13 protein-coding genes and 1 tRNA gene are annotated in these 20,744 nt (G+C 62.9%); 5 read left to right on the top strand and 9 right to left on the bottom strand.

Annotated elements, in window-relative coordinates; genetic code table 11:
- Positions 1 to 68: 68 nt before the first annotated feature.
- Positions 69 to 2,765 carry a pyruvate dehydrogenase (acetyl-transferring), homodimeric type gene (gene aceE, locus P3T23_RS20735; RefSeq protein ID WP_429318008.1) on the bottom strand — a complete coding sequence of 899 codons (2,697 nt, stop codon included), beginning with the start codon at positions 2,763 to 2,765 and terminating at the stop codon, positions 69 to 71.
- 275 nt (positions 2,766 to 3,040) lie between these two features.
- Here aceE and fixL point away from each other — a divergent pair, with 275 nt between their 5' ends.
- The 3 genes from fixL to folD all read left to right on the top strand — a co-directional run bounded on the left by fixL (position 3,041) and on the right by folD (position 7,321).
- Positions 3,041 to 5,554 (top strand): oxygen sensor histidine kinase FixL, encoded by a 2,514-nt coding sequence (gene fixL, locus P3T23_RS20730; protein ID WP_429318007.1) that lies wholly within the window; start codon positions 3,041 to 3,043, stop codon positions 5,552 to 5,554.
- Positions 5,551 to 6,192: an oxygen response regulator transcription factor FixJ gene (gene fixJ / locus P3T23_RS20725; RefSeq protein WP_133662726.1), complete on the top strand. Its 642-nt coding sequence runs from the start codon at positions 5,551 to 5,553 to the stop codon at positions 6,190 to 6,192. The genes fixL and fixJ overlap by 4 nt, the downstream gene beginning before the upstream one ends.
- 271 nt (positions 6,193 to 6,463) lie before the next feature.
- Positions 6,464 to 7,321, top strand: a complete 858-nt coding sequence (gene folD, locus P3T23_RS20720; protein WP_429318006.1) for a bifunctional methylenetetrahydrofolate dehydrogenase/methenyltetrahydrofolate cyclohydrolase FolD — start codon at positions 6,464 to 6,466, stop codon at positions 7,319 to 7,321.
- Positions 7,322 to 7,390: 69 nt separating this feature from the next.
- On the opposite strand, the gene P3T23_RS20715 is transcribed toward folD, so the two are convergent.
- Positions 7,391 to 8,500, bottom strand: coding sequence for an acyltransferase family protein (locus P3T23_RS20715; protein WP_429318005.1), 1,110 nt, complete (start codon positions 8,498 to 8,500; stop codon positions 7,391 to 7,393).
- 293 nt (positions 8,501 to 8,793) lie between these two features.
- Here P3T23_RS20715 and P3T23_RS20710 point away from each other — a divergent pair, with 293 nt between their 5' ends.
- Positions 8,794 to 10,902 (top strand): M3 family metallopeptidase, encoded by a 2,109-nt coding sequence (locus tag P3T23_RS20710; protein WP_429318004.1) that lies wholly within the window; start codon positions 8,794 to 8,796, stop codon positions 10,900 to 10,902.
- A gap of 147 nt (positions 10,903 to 11,049) precedes the next feature.
- On the opposite strand, the gene P3T23_RS20705 is transcribed toward P3T23_RS20710, so the two are convergent.
- The 3 genes from P3T23_RS20705 to P3T23_RS20695 all read right to left on the bottom strand — a co-directional run bounded on the left by P3T23_RS20705 (position 11,050) and on the right by P3T23_RS20695 (position 13,082).
- Positions 11,050 to 12,336, bottom strand: coding sequence for an amidohydrolase family protein (locus P3T23_RS20705; RefSeq protein WP_429318003.1), 1,287 nt, complete (start codon positions 12,334 to 12,336; stop codon positions 11,050 to 11,052).
- A gap of 313 nt (positions 12,337 to 12,649) precedes the next feature.
- Positions 12,650 to 12,726: transfer RNA gene (locus P3T23_RS20700), tRNA-Met, on the bottom strand.
- A gap of 68 nt (positions 12,727 to 12,794) precedes the next feature.
- On the bottom strand, positions 12,795 to 13,082 hold the full coding sequence (locus tag P3T23_RS20695; protein ID WP_429318002.1) for a hypothetical protein: 288 nt from the start codon (positions 13,080 to 13,082) through the stop codon (positions 12,795 to 12,797).
- Positions 13,083 to 13,278: 196 nt separating this feature from the next.
- Here P3T23_RS20695 and xth point away from each other — a divergent pair, with 196 nt between their 5' ends.
- Complete coding sequence (gene xth / locus P3T23_RS20690; RefSeq protein WP_429318001.1) at positions 13,279 to 14,055, top strand: exodeoxyribonuclease III; 777 nt, start codon at positions 13,279 to 13,281, stop codon at positions 14,053 to 14,055.
- A 99-nt stretch (positions 14,056 to 14,154) separates the two neighbouring features.
- Here xth and P3T23_RS20685 read toward each other — a convergent pair whose 3' ends face one another.
- From P3T23_RS20685 to glnA, 4 genes are all read right to left on the bottom strand, one after another.
- Complete coding sequence (locus tag P3T23_RS20685) at positions 14,155 to 16,239, bottom strand: prolyl oligopeptidase family serine peptidase (RefSeq protein ID WP_429318000.1); 2,085 nt, start codon at positions 16,237 to 16,239, stop codon at positions 14,155 to 14,157.
- Positions 16,240 to 16,451: 212 nt separating this feature from the next.
- On the bottom strand, positions 16,452 to 17,963 hold the full coding sequence (gene ntrC / locus P3T23_RS20680) for a nitrogen regulation protein NR(I) (RefSeq protein WP_429317999.1): 1,512 nt from the start codon (positions 17,961 to 17,963) through the stop codon (positions 16,452 to 16,454).
- Between the two features lie 51 nt (positions 17,964 to 18,014).
- Positions 18,015 to 19,154 (bottom strand): nitrogen regulation protein NR(II), encoded by a 1,140-nt coding sequence (gene glnL / locus P3T23_RS20675; RefSeq protein ID WP_429317998.1) that lies wholly within the window; start codon positions 19,152 to 19,154, stop codon positions 18,015 to 18,017.
- Positions 19,155 to 19,327: 173 nt separating this feature from the next.
- Positions 19,328 to 20,743 carry a type I glutamate--ammonia ligase gene (glnA, locus tag P3T23_RS20670; protein WP_429317997.1) on the bottom strand — a complete coding sequence of 472 codons (1,416 nt, stop codon included), beginning with the start codon at positions 20,741 to 20,743 and terminating at the stop codon, positions 19,328 to 19,330.
- Between the last annotated feature and the right edge of the window lies 1 nt (position 20,744).

Below are 20,744 nucleotides of genomic sequence, written 5' to 3'. Positions count from 1 at the left end.
CTGGGCCGCGCACGCCTCCCTGCCTTTTCAGGCAGGGAGACGCACGCATGGCACTCGGGGGCGATGCCTTAGACGGTCATCGGGTTGGGTTTGGCAGGATCGAGGTTGTACTTCTTGAGCGCCTCGGCGACGACCTTGCGTTCGATCGTACCTTCGTCTGCGAGCGCATTCAACGCCGCGACGGTAACCCAGTAACGATCCACTTCGAAGAAGTGACGCAGCTTTTCGCGCGTGTCCGAGCGGCCGAACCCGTCGGTACCGAGCACGACGAAGCGTTGCGGCACGAAGGCGCGGATCTGCTCCGTGAGCGCACGGACGTAGTCGGTCGATGCGATGACCGGACCCTGCGCGTCCTTCAGCAGCTTCTCGACATGCGAGAGCTTCTTCTCTTCGGTCGGGTGCAGCAGGTTCCAGCGCTGGACTTCGTGGCCTTCGCGCGCGAGTTCGGTGAAACTCGGCACGCTCCACAGGTCGGCTGCGACACCCCAGTCGTTCTTCAGCAGGTCGGCGGCAGCGATCACTTCGTTGAAGATCGTGCCCGCGCCCATCAACTGGACACGTGGCGCCTTCTTGTCAGCGTCGGCTTTCCTGAAGGCGTACATGCCCTTGATGATGTCGGCCGCTACGCTATCGCCCTGCGGAATCGCCGGGTGTTCGTAGTTCTCGTTCATCACCGTGATGTAGTAATACACGTCGTCCTGGTCAGCGACCATGCGGCGCAGGCCATCCTGCATGATGACCGCGAGTTCGTAGCCGAACGTCGGGTCATAGCTCAGGCAGTTCGGCACCGAAGCGGCCCACATGAGCGAGTGCCCATCTTCGTGCTGGAGACCTTCGCCGTTCAGCGTCGTACGGCCGGCCGTGCCGCCGAGCAGGAAACCGCGCGCACGCATGTCGCCGGCGGCCCATGCCAGATCGCCGATGCGCTGGAAGCCGAACATCGAATAGAAGATGTAGAACGGGATCATGATCTCGCCGTGCGTCGAGTACGACGTCGCGGCTGCGATCCAGTCACACATCCCGCCGGCTTCGTTGATCCCTTCCTGCAGAATCTGGCCGGTTTCCGATTCGCGGTAAAACATCAGCTGGTCGGAATCTTCCGGAACGTACTTCTGGCCTTCCTGATTCCAGATACCGATCTGGCGGAAGAGACCCTCCATACCGAACGTACGCGATTCGTCCGGCACGATCGGCACAACGCGTTTGCCGAGCGACTTGTCCTTCAGCAGGATGTTGAGAATCCGCACGAACGCCATCGTCGTCGAGATCTCGCGGCCTTCGCCCGTGCCCTTCAGCAGCGGCTCGAACGCGGCGAGATCCGGCACCGGCAGCGATTCCGCCTTCCGGCGACGCGCCGGCAGATAACCGCCCAGATCCTGGCGGCGGCTGCGCATGTACTCGAGTTCCTTCGAACCTTCTTCGAACTTGAGGTACGGCACGTGGACGAGATCGTCGTCGGAGATCGGCAGACGGAACTGGTCGCGGAATTTCTTCAGCTGATCCACCTGCATCTTCTTCTGCTGGTGGGTAATGTTCATCGCCTGGCCGGCTTCGCCCATGCCGTAGCCCTTGATCGTCTTGGCGAGGATCACGGTCGGCTGGCCCTTCGTCTGCGATGCTTCGTGGAACGCCGCGTAGATCTTGTGCGGGTCATGGCCGCCGCGGTTCAGGTTCCAGATCTCATCGTCAGACCAGTCGGAAACCAGCGCCTTCAGTTCCGGCGTATTGAAGAAGTGCTCGCGGACAAAGGCGCCCGACTCCGACTTGTACGTCTGGTATTCGCCGTCGACCACATCCATCATCCGGCGCATCAGCACGCCCGACTTGTCGCGTGCGAAGAGCGCATCCCAGCGGCTGCCCCAGATCACCTTGATCACATTCCAGCCGGCGCCGCGGAACTCGCTCTCGAGCTCCTGGATGATCTTGCCGTTGCCGCGCACCGGGCCGTCGAGACGCTGCAGGTTGCAGTTGATGACGAACACGAGGTTCTCGAGGCGTTCGCGGCCAGCCATGCCGATCGCGCCGAGCGATTCCGGTTCATCCGTTTCGCCGTCGCCGAGGAACGCCCAGACCTTGCGGCCTTCCGTCTTCGCAATGCCGCGCGCCTGCAGGTACTTCATGAAGCGCGCCTGATAGATCGCCATGATCGGGCCGAGACCCATCGAGACGGTCGGGAACTGCCAGAAATCCGGCATCAGCCACGGGTGCGGATACGACGAGATGCCCTCGCCGCCCACTTCCTGGCGGAAGTTGTCGAGCTGGTTCTCGGTCAGACGGCCGAGCAGGAACGCGCGCGAGTACACACCCGGAGACGAGTGGCCCTGCACGAACACCAGATCGCCGCCGTGCTTGTCCGACGGCGCGTGCCAGAAGTGGTTGTAGCCGACGTCATACAACGTCGCGGCCGAAGCGAACGAGGCGATATGGCCGCCGACGTTCGTGTCCTTGCCCGCGCGCAGCACCATCGCGATGGCGTTCCAGCGCGTGTATGAACGGATGCGGTGTTCGACATCCTGGTCGCCAGGATTATTTGCCTGACGTGAAACCGGGATCGTGTTGATGTAGGGGGTGTTGGCCGAGAATGGCAGATGCTCGCCGTGGACACGCGCAAATTCGATCTGTTTTTCGATCAGATAGTGAGCGCGGTCCGGCCCGACCGCAGAAATCACGCCATCCAGTGCTTCCAGCCATTCACCGGTTTCCTGTGGGTCGTCGTCTTTTTCGGCGGCGACATATTTCATCACTTCGTCGGGTACAGCGGACATGCTCGTCTCCTGAGTATGGGGAACGCTCTATGAACAGACGACGCGGACGAAGCCCGACCGCGACAACTTTCGGGCGATTGTAATAAGGGGGCCAACCTCCACGCAACAAAAATTTCAAATTGCGAGATCATTTCTCATAATGCGGTAAATTGCTGCGGCGCACACTGAATTCACCGGCCTCCTGCAGATACGTCGGCTAGTTTGCTCCGATTAGAGCCGCTTTCGGTCATTTTTTGCGTCATTTCGCCACGACTCGCTGCGTTACAATGCCAGCCATGTTGACCGATCGGCTTTTCGCACGCTCGGCGCGACCGTCCGGTTCGCCGGCGGATACGTCGCCGTCTCGCTGGCACCATGGACCATGGTGGTCGAATTCCTATTTGCTGACGCCGCTCCTGTCGATCCTCGTGTTCCTGATCGTCATGAGTCTGATTCTGTGGAGCCTGAACCGGCGCGAACAGCAGCAGCAGGAAGACACGCTCTACCGTAACGTCGCGTGGGCGCAGCAGCAGATCCGCCTGTCCATGACGGGCGCCCAGGAACAGATCCAGGCGCTGGCGCGCGACCTCGCCGCCGGCCATGCCGACCAGCATTCGTTCCAGGTGTCCACGGCGGACATCATGCAGGGGCATCCCGAGATCCTCTACATGAACTGGTACACGAGCCTGCAGCAGCCGCGCTGGCCGAACACCGCGCTGCCGCTCTTCGGCCAGCGTCTCGCGAAACCCAACGACGCGCAGATGGACGAAGCTGTGAAGGCCGCCTTCGCCGAGGCGCGCAACACGCGCCGCCAGGTCTATTCGCCGCTCATCTACGACGATGTCGGAAACGGTTATCTGACGCTGCAAACGCCGGTGTTCCGCGACCGTGAGTTCCTCGGCACGATTGCGGCCGTGTTTTCGATCGAAGGCATTCTCAAGCACGACATCCCGCCCGAGCTGTCCGCGAAGTACAAGATCTCGATCATCGACGTGAACAACCACGAGCTGGCCACGACGTCGACGCGCCCGCGCCTGCCGCGCGATGCGTTCTACGACCTGCCGCTCGATCCGCCGGGCCAGGGCGTGTCGGTGCGCGTGTACGCGTACCCGCAGATGACCAACTTCACGAACAACACGCTCGTGTGGCTGGTGGCCGGCCTGTCGTGTTTCGTGCTGTGGAGCCTGTGGAGCCTCTGGAAGCACACGCGCCAGCGCTTCGAAGCGCAGCAGGCGCTGTATGCCGAAGCGTTCTTCCGGCGCGCGATGGAGAACTCCGTGCTGATCGGCATGCGCGTGCTCGACATGCACGGGCGCATCACGCACGTCAACCCCGCCTTCTGCCGCATGACCGGCTGGGACGAAAGCGACCTGAACGGCAAGACGGCGCCCTTCCCTTACTGGCCGCGCGACGCGTACCCCGAAATGCAGCGCCAGCTCGACATGACGCTGCGCGGCAAGGCGCCGTCGTCGGGGTTCGAGCTGCGCGTGCGCCGCAAGGACGGGTCGCTGTTCCACGCGCGCCTGTATGTCTCACCGCTGATCGACAGTTCCGGACGCCAGACCGGCTGGATGTCGTCGATGACCGACATCACCGAGCCGAAGCGCGCGCGCGAGGAACTCGCTGCGGCGCATGAACGTTTCACGACCGTGCTCGAAAGCCTCGACGCCGCCGTGTCCGTCCTCGCCGCCGACGAAGCCGAGCTGCTCTTCGCCAACCGCTATTACCGGCATCTGTTCGGCATCCGCCCGGACGGCCATCTGGAACTGGCAGGGGGCGGCTTCGACAGTTCCCAGGCGTCGTCGGATTCGATCGACATGGTCGACACGTACGCCGGCCTGCCCGCCGCCGCGCTGACCGAAAGCACCGCCGACGCGCAGGAAGTCTACGTGCAGGGCATCCAGAAATGGTTCGAAGTGCGGCGCCAGTACATCCAGTGGGTGGACGGCCATCTGGCGCAGATGCAGATCGCGACCGACATCACGACCCGCAAGCAGGCTCAGGAACTCGCGCGCCAGCAGGACGAAAAACTGCAGTTCACGAGCCGCCTGATGACGATGGGCGAAATGGCGTCTTCGCTCGCGCACGAACTGAACCAGCCGCTCGCCGCTATCAATAACTATTGCTCGGGAACCGTCGCGCTGGTTAAATCTGGTCGGACAACTCCTGACAACCTGTTGCCCGTGCTCGAAAAAACCGCCCAGCAGGCGGTGCGCGCCGGCATGATCATCAAGCGGATCCGCGAATTCGTGAAACGTAGCGAACCAAAGCGCCAGCCTACCCGCGTCGCCGATATCGTCGCGGATGCAGTCGGCCTTGCCGAGATCGAGGCGCGCAAGCGCCGGATCCGCATCGTCACCGATCTGCGCTCGCGTCTGCCGGTGATCTACGTCGACCCGGTGCTGATCGAGCAGGTCCTCGTGAATCTGCTGAAGAACGCCGCCGAAGCGATGCACGATGCGCGGCCGAACGCGGTCGATCCGGTGATCCGCGTCGTCGTGCGGCTCGACAGCGGCTTTGTCTGCGTCAGCGTGGTCGACCAGGGTCCGGGCGTCGACGAAGCGATGGCCGAGCGCCTCTTTGAACCGTTTTACAGCACCAAGTCCGATGGCATGGGTATGGGGCTCAATATTTGCCGCTCCATCATCGAGTCCCATCGCGGCCGCCTGTGGGTAGTGAACAACGTCGAAGCCGACGGTCACATCACAGGCGCCACGTTCCATTGCAGTCTGCCTATTGGAGAGCCGGACGGCCCGAGCAACGGCGGGTCAGAGGCGCCGACACCACAAACCGTTACGGGAGAGACATGAATACCCCAGTCACCACACAGGAAACCGTCTTTGTCGTCGATGATGACGAGGCCGTGCGAGATTCGCTGCGCTGGCTGCTGGAGGCGAACGGTTATCGCGTGCAGTGCTTCTCCAGCGCGGAGCAGTTCATCGACGCCTACCAGCCCGGCCAGCACGCGGGCCAGATCGCCTGCCTGATTCTCGACGTCCGGATGCAGGGCATGAGCGGGCTCGAGCTGCAGGAGCGCCTGATCACCGACAATGCGTCCTTGCCGATCATCTTCGTCACGGGTCACGGCGACGTGCCGATGGCTGTGTCGACGATGAAAAAAGGTGCAATGGACTTCATCGAGAAACCGTTCGACGAAGCCGAACTGCGCAAGCTGGTCGAGCGCATGCTCGACAAGGCGCGCAGCGAAAGCAGCAGCGTGCAGCAGCAGCGCGCCGCCGCGGAGCGCCTCGGCAAGCTGACGGCCCGCGAACACCAGGTGCTGGAGCGGATCATCGCCGGACGGCTCAACAAGCAGATCGCCGACGACCTCGGTATCAGCATCAAGACCGTCGAAGCACACCGCGCGAACATCATGGAAAAGCTCAACGTCAACACAGTCGCCGATCTGCTGCGACTCGCGTTGTCGAACAAGCCGCAACCGCAGTAACCCGCCTGCCTCGCGTGCTGAAGAGACCCGGACCGGGCTCTTCAGCACGCCCAAGCCGCACCACCCCTTCCGAAAGACCCCGCGCCCAGCGCCGGCGAAGCCCTGCGCGCTCGGCCCGCGCGGGCGGCGACGGTATAATGTCCGACTTCGCAGCGACGCAGAATCTGTGCCGCGCGCTTTTCGCGACCCGACACCTTCGTGCCGAAAAGCGCCACGACGCACGCACCGTGTCGCGCACCCCGCATCCCGAACTGCCCATTCTCGACCGACCATGACAGCCACCCTCATCGACGGCAACGCCCTCTCCAGGACCCTTCGCGCCGACGTCGCCAGCCGCGCCGCCGCCCTTACCGCCCGTGGCCATCAGCCGGGCCTCGCCGTCGTGCTGGTCGGCGACAATCCGGCAAGCGAAGTGTATGTCCGCAACAAGGTCAAGGCCTGTCAGGACAACGGGCTCTTTTCGTCCTACGACCGCTACCCTGCAACGTTGCCGGAAGCCGATCTGCTTGCGCGCATCGACGAACTGAACCGCGATCCGAAGATCCACGGCATCCTCGTCCAGTTGCCGCTGCCGCCGCATATCGACAGCCACAAGGTGATCGAAGCAATTGCCCCTGAGAAGGATGTCGACGGTTTTCACGTGGCCAACGCAGGCGCGCTGATGACCGGCATGCCGCTGTTCCGGCCATGCACGCCGTATGGCGTGATGAAAATGTTCGAGGCCTACGACATCCCGCTGAAAGGCGCGGATGCGGTGGTGATCGGCCGTTCGAACATCGTCGGCAAGCCAATGGCGCTGCTGCTGCTCGAAGCCGGCGCAACCGTCACGATCTGCCACAGCAAGACGCGCGATCTGGCCGCGAAGACGCGCAACGCCGACGTCGTCGTCGCCGCGACCGGCCGCCGCAACATCCTGACGGCCGACATGGTGAAGCCGGGCGCAGCGGTGATCGACGTCGGCATGAACCGCGACGACGCAGGCAAACTGTGCGGCGACGTCGATTTCGCCGGGGTCAAGGAAGTGGCCGGTTTTATCACGCCGGTGCCGGGCGGGGTCGGCCCGATGACGATCACGATGCTGCTCGTGAATACCATCGAAGCCGCCGAGCGCGCCGCAGGCGCGGTATAACCGGCGTGCAGTCCGATGGCAACGCATGCGGCCATCGGACACTACCGCGCGTTTCCGTCCGCTACGGCATCAGCGCGCGGCGCTATCGGCGGCGATGGCCGGCACAGGATGAACCGTCTCACGTGCAAGGCGGCCCCGGCACCAGGCGAGCACAGGACGTTCGACGAAGTGCCATGAAGCGGCCGCACAGAGCAGAATGAACGGTGCAGCGACCAGCGTGGCTTGAACGTGATTCAGATGGGGAGCGACGCTCGCCACGGATTGCTGCATCATGAACCCGTATATATAGATTCCGAACGAGTAGTCGTTACGCGGCACAAAGCGGCGCAACGCGGGCGTCGAACCTGTCCATAGCACGCCGTACACGAAAGTCACATAGAAGAGCGGCTGGGCAGCGGCTGTGTCACGAAACACCAGAAAGATCATCAGGAACGCGGTTGCGGCCAGCCCGTTGATATGAACGCGATCGCGCCAGCTATAGAGCAGCATGCCACCCATGAAGAACAGTTCTGGCCAGAAGGAATAGCCGCCCGCCTTCTCGGAAAAATCGCGCAGCGACAGTTCGAACGGCGCAAATCGCACGCGTACGGCAAACGCCACGAGACCCATCGCGACGGCCACGAATACGCCACGGCGGCTCGATAAAAGACCCAGAACACCGGCGACAAGAACGATCAGATAGCACCTGACTTCGAGCGGCAGTGTCCATAGCGGCGCGCAGATATCGCGTTCGAACCGGTTGTGTTCAAACACCCCCGGCAACACCCAGCCTCGTTTGAACGCGAGGGTGGACGCGTTGTCGAGGTTCATCCACGTCGTATGCGACGCGAAGTATTCTGACAACGGCAAGGTCGTGAACAATGGCCCGATCACGAAGATGGCAAAGAGCGAGCCCCCCGCAACCGCCGGCCAGAGGCGCGCAACGCGCAACGCGATGAAACGCGGCGCCGAACGCTGCCGGTCGTAACTCGCCGTCACGAGAATGCCGCTCATCAGGAAGAACGCATACACGCCGAGACTGCCCAGGCCGTCGAACCCCAGTGCGGTACCCAGCGGGTCGATCGCGGGATCATTGGGCTGCATGAGGTACGCATGGCACCAGACCACCAGAATGGCAGCGACCAGACGCACCAGATCGAAGTTGTTCCCCTTGCGAGATAGTGCTTGCGAGAGATTCATCGCCTTGATCATCCAGGAAAGACGGGAAATGGCCTCCGGACAGGCTGCCTGCGCGCCGCGATGGCCAGACTTGAATCGTCGCGCAAGGCACCGGCGCTCACTGTGCGTTGCGTCACAGTTCAGACCAGGACGGCCTGCCCGACCATCACGGCCCACGCCAGAAGCGCCAACTTCTGATAATTTGCTGCTTGACCCGGTTGGAAACGGCGTGTCCCGCCCCAATAATCCGGTTATGGGAAGCCGTACGCCCCGCCCCGCGTTGCCCTTTTTATCCGCGACAGACAGGAAGCCTTATGTCAGCCAACACCCGCACGAATCCGGACAATCCGCTCCTCGATTTCACCGACCTGCCGCGCTTTGGCGAAATCCGCCCTGAACATGTCACCCCGGCTCTCGACGTGCTGCTTGCCAACGCAAACGCCGCGGTCGAACGCGCCAGCGCGCCGGTGACGCCCGCGTCATGGGCCGACGTCGTCGAACCCGTCGAGCGGGCGACGGAACCGCTGTCGCGCGCCTGGGGCGTGGTCGGCCACCTGAACGCCGTGGCCGACACGCCAGAATTGCGCGCCGCCTACGGCGAAAACCTGCCGCGCGTGACCGAATTCTGGTCGAGCGTCGGCCAGAATCTCGCGCTTTACGAGAAATACAAGGCGCTCGCGGCAAGCCCCGACTTCTCGTCGCTCACGGGCGAACGCAAGAAAATCCTCAACAACGCGCTGCGCGATTTCCGCCTGTCGGGCGCCGAACTGCCGGAAGACCAGAAGCCCCGTTTCGCCGAATTGCAGGAGCGCCAGGCCGCGCTGTCGAAATCGTTTTCCGATCATGTGCTCGACGCGACCAATGCCTATGCCTACATCGCCACGAGCGAAGCCGAGCTGGCCGGCCTGCCGGAAGACGTCATCGAAGGTGCCCGCGAAGCTGCGCAGAAAGACGGCAAGGACGGCTGGAAATTCACGCTGCATTTCCCCTCGTATTTCCCGGTGATGCAGTACTCCGAAAACCGCGCGATGCGCGAGACGATGTACCGCGCGTATGTGACGCGCGCCTCCGAACTGGGTGCAGCGTACGGCAACGGCAAGACCGAATGGGACAACACCGCGATCGTCGCCGGGCAGCTGGAACTTCGTGACGAAGAAGCGCAGATGCTTGGCTTTAATAATTTTGCGGAAGTGTCCCTCACACCGAAGATGGCCGAGTCGCCGGCGCAGGTGATGGGGTTTCTCGAAGATCTCGCCACGCGCGCACGTCCGCACGCCGAACAGGACTGGAAGGAGCTGCGCGAATTCGCCGCCAGCGAACTCGGCCTGACCGAGATGCAGCCATGGGACATGACGTTTGCCGGCGAGCGTCTGCGCCAGAAGCGCTATTCGTTCTCCGAGAACGAGGTCAAACAGTACTTCCCTGAAGACGCGGTGCTGAAGGGTCTGTTCAAAGTCACCGAGACGCTGTTCGATGTGCGCATCCGTCGCGATGAGGCGACCGTGTGGCATCCGGACGTGCGCTTCTTCCGGGTCGAGAATCAGGACGGCGGCCTCGTCGCGCAGTTCTACCTCGACCTCTACGCGCGCGAAGGCAAACGCGGCGGCGCATGGATGGACGATGCGCGTACGCGTCGCAAGCTCGCGGAAGGCGGCGTGCAAACGCCGGTCGCGTACCTCACGTGCAACTTCTCGGCGCCGGTCGGTGGCAAGCCCGCGTGCTTCACGCATGATGAAGTGATCACGCTCTTCCACGAATTCGGCCACGGCCTGCATCACATGCTGACGCGTGTCGACGAACTCGGCGTGTCGGGCATCAACGGTGTCGAATGGGACGCGGTCGAACTGCCCTCGCAGTTCATGGAGAACTTCTGCTGGGAGTGGGATGTGCTGAGCGACATGACATCTCATGTCGAGACGGCTGCGCCGCTGCCGCGTCCGCTGTACGACAAGATGCTGGCCGCGAAGAACTTCCAGAGCGGCCTTGGCACGCTGCGCCAGATCGTCTTCTCGATGTTCGACATGACGCTGCACGTCGACTTCGATCCGTCCGGCCAGAAGAGCGCGAACGACCTCGCCCGCGAGATCAACGAGCGCTTCCACGTCGTGCCGCAGGCTTCTTTCTCGCGCTGGCCGAACACGTTCAGCCACATCTTCGCAGGCGGCTACGCGGCGGGCTACTACAGCTACAAGTGGGCGGAGGTGCTGTCCGCCGATGCGTACGCCGCGTTCGAAGAAGCCGCGAAGACCGCGAACGGCAGCGTCCTCGATGCCGCAACGGGCACCCGTTATCGCAAGGAGATTCTCGAAGTCGGCGGCAGCCGTCCGGCAATGGAATCGTTCAAGGCGTTCCGTGGCCGCGAGCCGACCATCGACGCGCTGCTGCGTCACAACGGCATGACGCCGGGCGTCGCGACGCATTGAGTCTCACAGCCATCTCTACGGTTATCTGAACGGCCGTAGCGAGACAAGGACAAAGCCGGTGATCGCCTGTGCGCTCACCGGCTTTTTTACGTGCGCGTGCACGTCCACGTCCGCTTGCGCGCGGCTAATCCCGCGAGGTGACGACGCTCAGCGGTACAGCCTGAAATCGACGTGGGCGGGTCGTCCAGGCAGCGTGAGCGTCGCCTGCGCGGCCGGTGAACGGCTGACCACCTTGCCGCGTCGGACCACGGCAAGCCGTGCCGCCCGCAGACGGATGGCTTCGACGGGATCGCGTGCATCGAGCAGCACGAGATTCGCATCGCAGCCTGGCGCGATGCCATACCCTTCGAGGCCGAGAATGCGTGCCGCGTTCACGGTGACGGCGTTAAAGCATGCCCGCATGCCGTCCTGGCCCGTCATCTGTGCAACGTGCAAGCCCATGTGCGCGACTTCGAGCATGTCGCCAGAACCCAGGCTGTACCAGGGGTCCATCACGCAGTCGTGACCGAAGGCGACATTGATCCCTGCAGCGAGCATTTCCGGCACGCGGGTCATGCCGCGGCGCTTCGGATAGGTATCGCTGCGGCCCTGCAAGGTGATGTTGATCAAGGGGTTTGCGATCGCCGCAACCCCTGCTTCGCGCATCAGCGGCAGCAGTTTGCTGACATAGTAGTTGTCCATGGAATGCATCGATGTCAGATGCGATCCGGTGACGCGCCCATGCAGCCCCAGACGATGCGTCTGGGCCGCGAGTGTTTCGATGTGACGCGACATCGGATCGTCGGACTCGTCGCAATGCATGTCGACGCGCAAGCCGTTTTCGGCTGCGTATTCGCACAGCAGACGGACCGACTCCGCCCCATCGGCCATCGTGCGTTCGAAATGCGGAATGCCGCCGACCACGTCGACGCCAAGCGAGATCGCACGCTTGAGATTGTCGAACGCGCCGGGACTGCGCAGCACGCCATCCTGTGGAAACGCAACCAGTTGCAGATCGAGATAGGGCGCCACGCGCCGCTTCACCTCGAGCAGCGCCTCGACCGCAAGCAGCCGGGGGTCGCACACATCGACGTGCGAACGGATCGCCAGCAGCCCGCGCGCGACGGCCCAGTCGCAGTACTGCAGAGCGCGCTCGACCAGCGCTTCCTGCGTCAGTTGCGGCTTGAGTTCGCCCCACAATGCGATGCCTTCGAGCAAGGTCCCTGACGCGTTCACGCGCGGCAGACCGTATGACAACGTGGCATCCATGTGGAAATGCGGATCGACGAACGGCGGTGTGACGAGCGATCCGGCGGCGTCGATTTCTTCCGGGGCCGTGGCGGCGAGATGGGGTTCGACGGCGAGAATGCGGCCGCCTTCGATGCCGATGTCGACAGGTTCGTTGCGACCAGGGGGAGAATCGGGCAGCACGGCACGACGGATGATCAGGTCCATAAGCGGCTCCTTTGACTGCCTTCGATTCTATCGGCGTCTAAAAGGCTGCGGGAGTCCGTGTCCGGAACGTCACGTTCAAGAGAGGCCATTCGTGTTCTTCCGAAACACGTGACTGTGAGACGAGGAAAGGAGATCATCGCCGATGACGGCAGGCCGCCCGCGTGGCTGTCGAAACGCTGCGGCACAAAACAAAAAACCCGCCGGAGCGGGTTTTTGTATGCGACCGGAAGATCGCAAGCTCACGCATGACATGCTTCGAAGCAGAAAACACCCTTGCCTCAAAAACAGTCGTATCGCACAAGCTATACAGCGTTGGTTGCGGGGACAGGATTTGAACCTGTGACCTTCGGGTTATGAGCCCGACGAGCTGCCAGACTGCTCCACCCCGCGTCAGAGGAACCGAATTGTACTGACGTACCCACAGCCCGTCAAACATTCATGCGAATTAATTTGCGCGCTTAAAGATCGGCTACCGAAGCGCCTTCGATCTTTCCATCGATGATGTCTGCGCCGTACTGACTCGCGCTGCGTTTCGCCACGCCGAAATCGGCGAACGTCAACTGACGTGTGAGGCGAAACACGCGGCTCGCCTTCGATCCGCTGATTGCGCCCGGACGGCATACGCGTACCGCAACGTCATAACCCTCGGCGTGCTTCTTATGGCCGTCGAACTTGTTGAACGCCCTCGAGAAAACCAGGGGATGTACTTCGAAGTCCTTGTACAGAACCGGGTAAGGATCGGCCATGATGGGCCCCCAAAACGTGTGTGTCGTTTCACTATACGCCGCGCGATGGCGTATCCCGCGAATTATTTACCCCTGGTCGACTGCAGGCACCTCAGGGCGCGGCCGCGCCGGGTCCGCGCACCGGTGAATCCCCAGACCGCCGTCGACGCCCTTCAGGTAAACTTGAAGGCCATCGCGCAGCCCATTTCGACACAGAATGAAAATCGCCACCTGGAACGTCAATTCCCTGAAGGTTCGCCAGCAGCATGTGATCGACTGGCTGGAACTTAGCCAGACCGATGTCCTGTGTCTGCAGGAGCTGAAACTGCCCGACGAAAAATTCCCGCGTGCCGATCTCGAGGCAAAGGGATATCGAAGCTGGTTCGCCGGCCAGAAGACATACAACGGCGTCGGCATCCTCGTGCGCAACGGCGTGGAAGTCGACGAGACCTCGATCGTGCGCAATATCCCCGGTTTCGACGACCCACAGCAGCGCGTGATCGCCGCGACGATAGCGGGCGTGCGCGTGATCTCCGCCTACTTCCCGAACGGCCAGGCGCCCGGCACCGACAAGTTCGTCTACAAGCTGGGCTGGCTCGATGCACTGCACGACTGGATCGCAGGCGAACTCACGCAGCATCCGAAACTCGCGCTGCTCGGCGACTACAACATCGCACCTGAAGACCGCGACGTGCACGACCCGAAGGCCTGGGAAGGCCAGAACCTCGTCTCGCCTGAAGAGCGCGCGCAGTTCGTGCGGCTCGTCGAACTTGGCCTCGTCGATGCATTCCGGCTCTTCGAGCATCCGGAAAAAACCTTCACATGGTGGGATTACCGGATGCTCGCGTTCCGGCGCAACGCGGGTCTGCGCATCGACCACGTCCTGCTGTCGAAGGCACTCGCGGCGACGTGCACCGCATGCGATGTCGACAAGGTGCCGCGTAAGTGGGACCAGCCGTCGGACCACGCGCCTGTCGTCGCACAGCTCGCTTGAGAACGCTCAGGCCGCACGAAGAGCGCGGCTAACAGGAAACGACAGCGCGATGATCCACATTGCGCCGTCGTCCTCCTGAGCAGGAAGAAGCAGCGACGTCTATCCGAGGCACGACCACAGAAAGCGGTACACCATCGCATCGTAGGCGGCGCGCTCCAGCGCATCGGAGCCCGCGCCGTGGCCTCCGTCCGTGTTCTCCCAGTACCACACGTCAACGTGTCCGAGCGCCTGCATGCGCGCCACCATCTTGCGGGCGTGTCCGGGATGCACGCGGTCGTCGCTCGTCGATGTGGTGAACAGCACCGGCGGATATTTCGCCTCAGCCGTCGCGCGGTGATACGGCGAATAGGCGGCGAGCGCGCGCGCTTCGTCGGGATCGTCCGGGTCGCCATATTCGTCCATCCATGACGCGCCCGCGTGCAGCAGGTGATAACGCTGCATGTCCAGGAGCGGCACCTCGCACACCACTGCGCCAAACAGTTCGGGACGCTGGGTCATACATGCGGCAACCAGCAGCCCGCCGTTGCTGCCACCCTGGATGCCGAGTTGCTCGGCCGTGGTCACGCCATCCGCAATGAGGGCCTCGGCAACGGCAATGAAATCGTCGAACGCACGCTGACGATCTTCGCGCTGGGCCGCCAGATGCCAGTCCGTTCCGAACTCGCCGCCACCGCGAATATGCGCGACGACGTAGACACCGCCCTCTTCCAGCCAGCCGATGCCGGGACCGACCAGGTAGTCCGGTGTGAGCGGCACGGCGAAGCCGCCGTAACCCGTCAGCAGACACGGGCTGGCAGTGGACGTTCGCGCCTCGAGTATGCTGCGCGCGCCGACGATCGTGTACGGCACCCGCGTGCCATCCTTCGACCGGGCATGGCCGCGCGTGACCGTCAACGGCTGGGCGTCGAACTGTGTCGGCCAGCGGTCGAGCAACTCCCACGCGGACAGGTCTTCTTTCGCGAGATCCGCGAGGCAGTATTCGGGCGGCTGCAGATAATCGTCGACATCGACGTAGACCTCGTCGTTGAGCGTCGACTCGATCGGCGACACGTCGACCTGCGCGGCCGGCGCGTCCTCGCGCGACGGAAACATGCGCGACTCCCACTGCCAGCCACCCTCCGCCGTCTGACGTGGTTGCCAGAGCCGGGTCCGGCTTTGCACGTCATCGAGCCAGGACACGATCAGGATGTTGCGCGTGTGCGTCCAGTCGCATGCGGACGTGAGCGGTGTGGGTATGAAAAGCGGGACGAAGCGGCGGCTGCCGGCCAGAAACTCGGTTTCGCGAATCGCGAGCAATGCGCCGCCTGGATAGTGCGCGTCGTTGCAATCCCAGTCGAGACGCGGCTCGAGCAACAGCCAGCCGTGCCAGCCGCCGACCGCGACGTGCGGCGGCACATCATAACGCTGCCAGGTTCCGCTGGCGTCGGGCCAGTACGTATGCGAGTCGAAGAAATCGACATCGCGCACGGCCGAATGACGCATTTCCACCGGATCGTAATGCGCCTCGACGCCGATGTCGTCGAACTCGCCGGCGAACACCACCGGTGCGTCGGCAAGCGCCGTGCCGCGTGTCCAGCGGCGCACCTCGCGCGGATAACCGGAACGCGTGAGCGTCGCCTCGCCGTTGTCCCAGCCGACGTACGCCGTATCGCGATCGATCCACGATACCGTGTGCTTGCCCGCCGTCGAAATCGCGAAGCCATCGTCGACGAACCGTTGACTGTCGATGTCGAACTCGCGCACCACCGTTGCATCGGAGCCGCCCGGCGACAGCGCGATCAGCGCGCGATCGCCATCGGGATAGAGGATGTCGATACCGGCGCACACCCACGGCGTGGCTTCCGCCTCGCCGAGCGCATCGACGTCGAGCAGGTTCTGCCATTGCGGCTTGCCGCTGCGCCAGCTTGCCCACGGCGTGCGTCGCCACACGCCCTTCGGATTGCGATCGTCCTGCCAGAAATCGTACGCCCAGTCTTTCCAGCGAGTCGGGATAACAGGCCGTTCGCGCGGCAGATACGCGCTGGCAAGACGCTGCGTGAGCGTATCGAAGCGCTCGCCACTGCGCCGCGCGCTGCGCGTGCGCGCGTTTTGCTGCTCGACCCACGCGAGCGACACAGGCGCATGAAGTTCTTCGAGATGCAGGAATGGATCGGGACTACGAGGCCAGGGGCGTGCAACGGGCATGGTGGGCTGTCAGAAGAAGAACAGCGTCGATTATGCCTTGCTGCGGACGGCTGAGCCGGTTGATGCGTATTCTGCACGTCCACAGGCGCTTGACGACAATGTCTGGTGCAATGCCCAAATGCCCAATACCCAGACGAAGAGGCCGTCCACGCGTGCCCCCAAAAGGAAAGCGCGCCCGGACGGCCTGCCTCACGTGAGACCGTGAGATATCGCTATTCGAGATTCAGCTCCTGAATCTTGCGGGTGATCGTATTACGGCCGATGCCGAGCCGTTCGGCGGCTTCCACCTTGCGTCCACGGGTGAAGTCGAGCGCTTCGCGAATGACCGCGGCCTCGAAGCGGCGCGACAGGTCATCCATGACGTCCGCGGCATTCTCGCGCAGCATCCGCGCGACCTCGGTGCGCAACCCGCTTTCCCATATGCTGACGGGGACGCTCGCGGGCGCCCCGCCCGCCGCCGCTGGCATCGAAGGCGATGACGCCGCGCCGTTCGTCCCGGCACCGGACACTGCACCGCCCACCTCCGCCGCGAGGCCGGCGCCGCCGGCGATATCCGCGCCACCGGTCTGCCCCGGCACGAGATCCGGCGGCAGATCCTTGATCTCGATGGTCTGCGCCGGCGCCATCACGGTCAGCCAGTTGGCGAGATTCTCCAGCTGACGCACGTTGCCCGGAAACGGCAGCGAAGCGAGATACGCGAGCGCTTCGTCGGACACGCGCTTGGGTTCAACGCCAAGATCGCGCGCGCTTTTCTGCAGGAAATGACGCGTGAGCAGCGGAATGTCTTCGCTACGTTCCCGCAGTGCCGGCAGACGCAGCCGGATCACATTGAGACGGTGGTACAGATCCTCGCGGAACAGCCCCTGACGCACACGCGATTCAAGATTCTGGTGCGTGGCCGCGATGACTCGCACGTTCGCGCGCAGCGGATTGTGGCCGCCGACACGATAGAACTGACCATCCGACAGCACGCGCAACAGACGCGTCTGCAGATCGAACGGCATGTCGCCGATTTCATCGAGAAACAGTGTGCCGTTCTCGGCCTGTTCGAAGCGGCCCTGGCGCATCGCCTGCGCGCCTGTAAATGCGCCGCGCTCATGGCCGAAGAGTTCCGACTCCAGCAGGTCCTTCGGAATCGCCGCGGTGTTCAGTGCGATGAACGGTCCGCTCGCGCGTGGGCTATGTCGGTGCAGCGCGCGTGCAACAAGCTCCTTGCCGGTGCCTGATTCGCCGGTGATGAGCACGGTCGCCGCAGAATGGGACAGGCGGCCGATGGCGCGAAACATGTCCTGCATCGCCGGTGCCTGGCCGAGCATTTCCGGTGCATCGGCGACACGGTCGTCCCATGTCTGTTCGCCGCGCATGCTTTCGTCGACGGCGCGTCGGATCAGCTCGACAGCCTTGTCGACATCGAACGGCTTCGCGAGATATTCGAATGCCCCGCCCTGAAACGCGGCGACCGCGCTATCGAGATCCGAGAACGCCGTCATGATGATGACGGGCAGGCCCGGCACCCTTTCGCGCACGGTCTGCAGCAGCTCGAGGCCGGAGCCGCCAGGCATCCTGATGTCGGAGACCAGCACCTGTGGGCTGTCGTGATCCAGCGCGCCTGCCGCCTCGCGCACATTCGCGAAGCTGCGGGTCGCGAAGTTCTCGCGTGCAAGGGCTTTCTCGAGCACCCAGCGGATCGATTGATCGTCGTCTACTATCCAGATCGGCTTCATATGGTGGGTCAGAGGTCTTGAGGTGCGTGTCGGCGTATTCACTAAAGCGGGTTACTCGAGCGGCAGCAGAATCTGAAACTCGGTGTGGCCCGGCCGGCTATCCACTTCGATCAGACCGTCGTGCTGCTGCACGAAGGTCTGCGCGAGCGTCAGACCAAGACCGCTTCCATCCTCACGCCCCGAAACGAGTGGATAGAAGATGCGGTCCCGGATTTCCGCTGGAATGCCGGGGCCGTTGTCGATGATATGCAAGTCCAGTGCCAGCTTACAAAGCCGTTTCGCAATGGTCACCTTGCGTGCGACACGCGTGCGCAATTCAATGCGCGCGTCGCCCTGTGAAATGCGTTCGCGCAACGCTTCCGCTGCATTGCGCACGATGTTGAGCAGCGCCTGGATCAGCTGCTCCTTGTCGCCGCGCAGATCGGGAACGCTCACATCGTAGTCGCGCTCGACCGTGAGGCCGCGCGGAAACTCCGCGACGATCACGGCACGCACGCGCTCGCACACTTCGTGAATGTTCACGTCACCGACGATATGCGGATGACGGTGCGGCTCCAGCAGCCGGTCGACCAGCGTCTGAAGACGATCCGATTCCTTGATGACGACCTGCGTGTACTCACGCAGTTCGTCGCGCTCGCGCGCGCTGAGTTCGAATTCGAGCAGTTGCGCCGCGCCGCGAATGCCGCCGAGCGGATTCTTGATTTCGTGCGCGAGATTGCGGATCAACTGCTTGTTGACTGCGGTCAGATCGTGGATGCGTTCCTCACGATCCGAACGCACATGGCGCTCGTTCTCGAAGAGTTCGAGCAGCACGTAATCCTGCGCGCTCTCGAGAAAACCCACGATCGCATGCACATGCAGCGGTTCGTGTCCGGGCCGTTCGAGCACCGCGTCGAGGTGGGTTGCGTGAAAACGGTTTTCGGCGATTGCAGCGATCGTGACGGAGAGTTCGTCTGCGTTCGAAAAGATGTCCGGCCACGCCATTTGTGTGAGTTGCCGGCGCGACAGATCGAGCATCGATTCAGCCGACGGGTTCGCAAACGCGACGCGCAACGTGCGCTTTACCAGCACGAGAACAACCGTGGGCAATGCCTCGAATCCAGGCAACAGACCGGAATCGATGAGCTGCGCATCGCCCGATAGCGGCTCCGCGTGCCCTTTCCTTGCCTTGATCAGATTCTTCAGATCCATCGTGTGTCAGTCTGGCCGCTATGAGACGTTGAGGGGGCGAACACAGCTAGTCTGAGTGTTGCAAACGCTCCCGACGGTTCAACGAAAAAGGGACGGCGCCGCCGTCCCTTCGTGACCGATCGCGAACGTCGGGCGTGCGCTTCGCCGTACTGCAGGCGAAGCGCCATCGCCGCTTACAGCGAGTAGTACATTTCGAATTCGATCGGGTGCGTGGTCATGCGCACACGTTGCAGTTCGCCTTCCTTCAGTTCCAGGTAAGCGTCCAGCATCGCGTCGGTGAACACACCGCCACGCGTCAGGAACTCGCGATCCTTGTCGAGGGCGTCCAGCGCCTGATCGAGGCCAGCACACACGGTCGGGATCTTTGCATCCTCTTCCGGCGGCAGGTCGTACAGGTTCTTGTCAGCGGCTTCGCCCGGGTGAATCTTGTTCTGCACGCCGTCGAGACCCGCCATCATCAGCGCCGAGAACAGCAGGTACGGATTGGCCATCGGGTCCGGGAAACGCGTTTCGATACGGCGACCCTTCGGGTTCGATACGTGCGGAATACGGATCGATGCCGAACGGTTGCGTGCCGAGTAGGCCAGCTTCACCGGTGCTTCGAAGTGCGGCACGAGACGCTTGTACGAGTTCGTCGTCGGGTTCGTGATCGCGTTCAGTGCACGGGCGTGCTTGATGATGCCGCCGATGTAGAACAGCGCGAATTCCGACAGCCCCGCGTAGCCGTTGCCGGCGAACAGGTTCTGGCCATCCTTCCAGATCGACTGGTGAACGTGCATGCCCGAACCGTTGTCACCAACAACCGGCTTCGGCATGAACGTCGCCGTCTTGCCGTACGTGTGCGCGACGTTGTGGACGATGTACTTCAGTTGCTGCGTCCAGTCGGCGCGCTGCACGAGCGTCGAGAACTTCGTACCGATTTCGTTCTGGCCCATGCCCCCGACTTCGTGGTGGTGCACTTCGACCGGAATGCCGATCTGTTCGAGCAGCAGACACATTTCCGAACGGATGTCCTGGAAAGAATCGACCGGCGCGACCGGGAAGTAGCCGCCCTTCACACCCGGACGGTGACCCGTATTGCCGCCTTCGAATTCCTTGCCCGACGACCACGGTGCTTCTTCCGAGCCGATCTTCACGAAGCAGCCCGACATGTCCGTGTTCCACTGGACCGAGTCGAAAATGAAGAATTCCGGTTCCGGACCGAAGTAAGCCGTGTCGCCAAGGCCCGTGCTCTTCAGATAGGCTTCGGCGCGCTTTGCCAGCGAGCGCGGATCGCGTTCGTAACCCTTGCCGTCCGCCGGTTCGACGACGTCGCAGGTCATGACGAGGGTCGACTCTTCATAGAACGGGTCGATGAAGGCTGTGTCTGCGTCCGGCACGAGCAGCATGTCCGACGCCTCGATGCCCTTCCAGCCGGCAATCGAAGAACCGTCGAACGCATGGCCGCTTTCGAATTTGTCCTCGTCGAATGCCGACACCGGCACCGATACGTGTTGCTCTTTGCCGCGCGTGTCAGTGAAACGGAAGTCGACAAACTTGACGTCTTCGTCTTTGACGAGTTGCATGACGTCGGCCACGGATTTACTCATA

The organism is Paraburkholderia sp. GAS448 (genome assembly GCF_050435685.1).
Lineage (GTDB): Bacteria > Pseudomonadota > Gammaproteobacteria > Burkholderiales > Burkholderiaceae > Paraburkholderia.
This window is presented reverse-complemented; position numbering and strand designations above follow the sequence as displayed.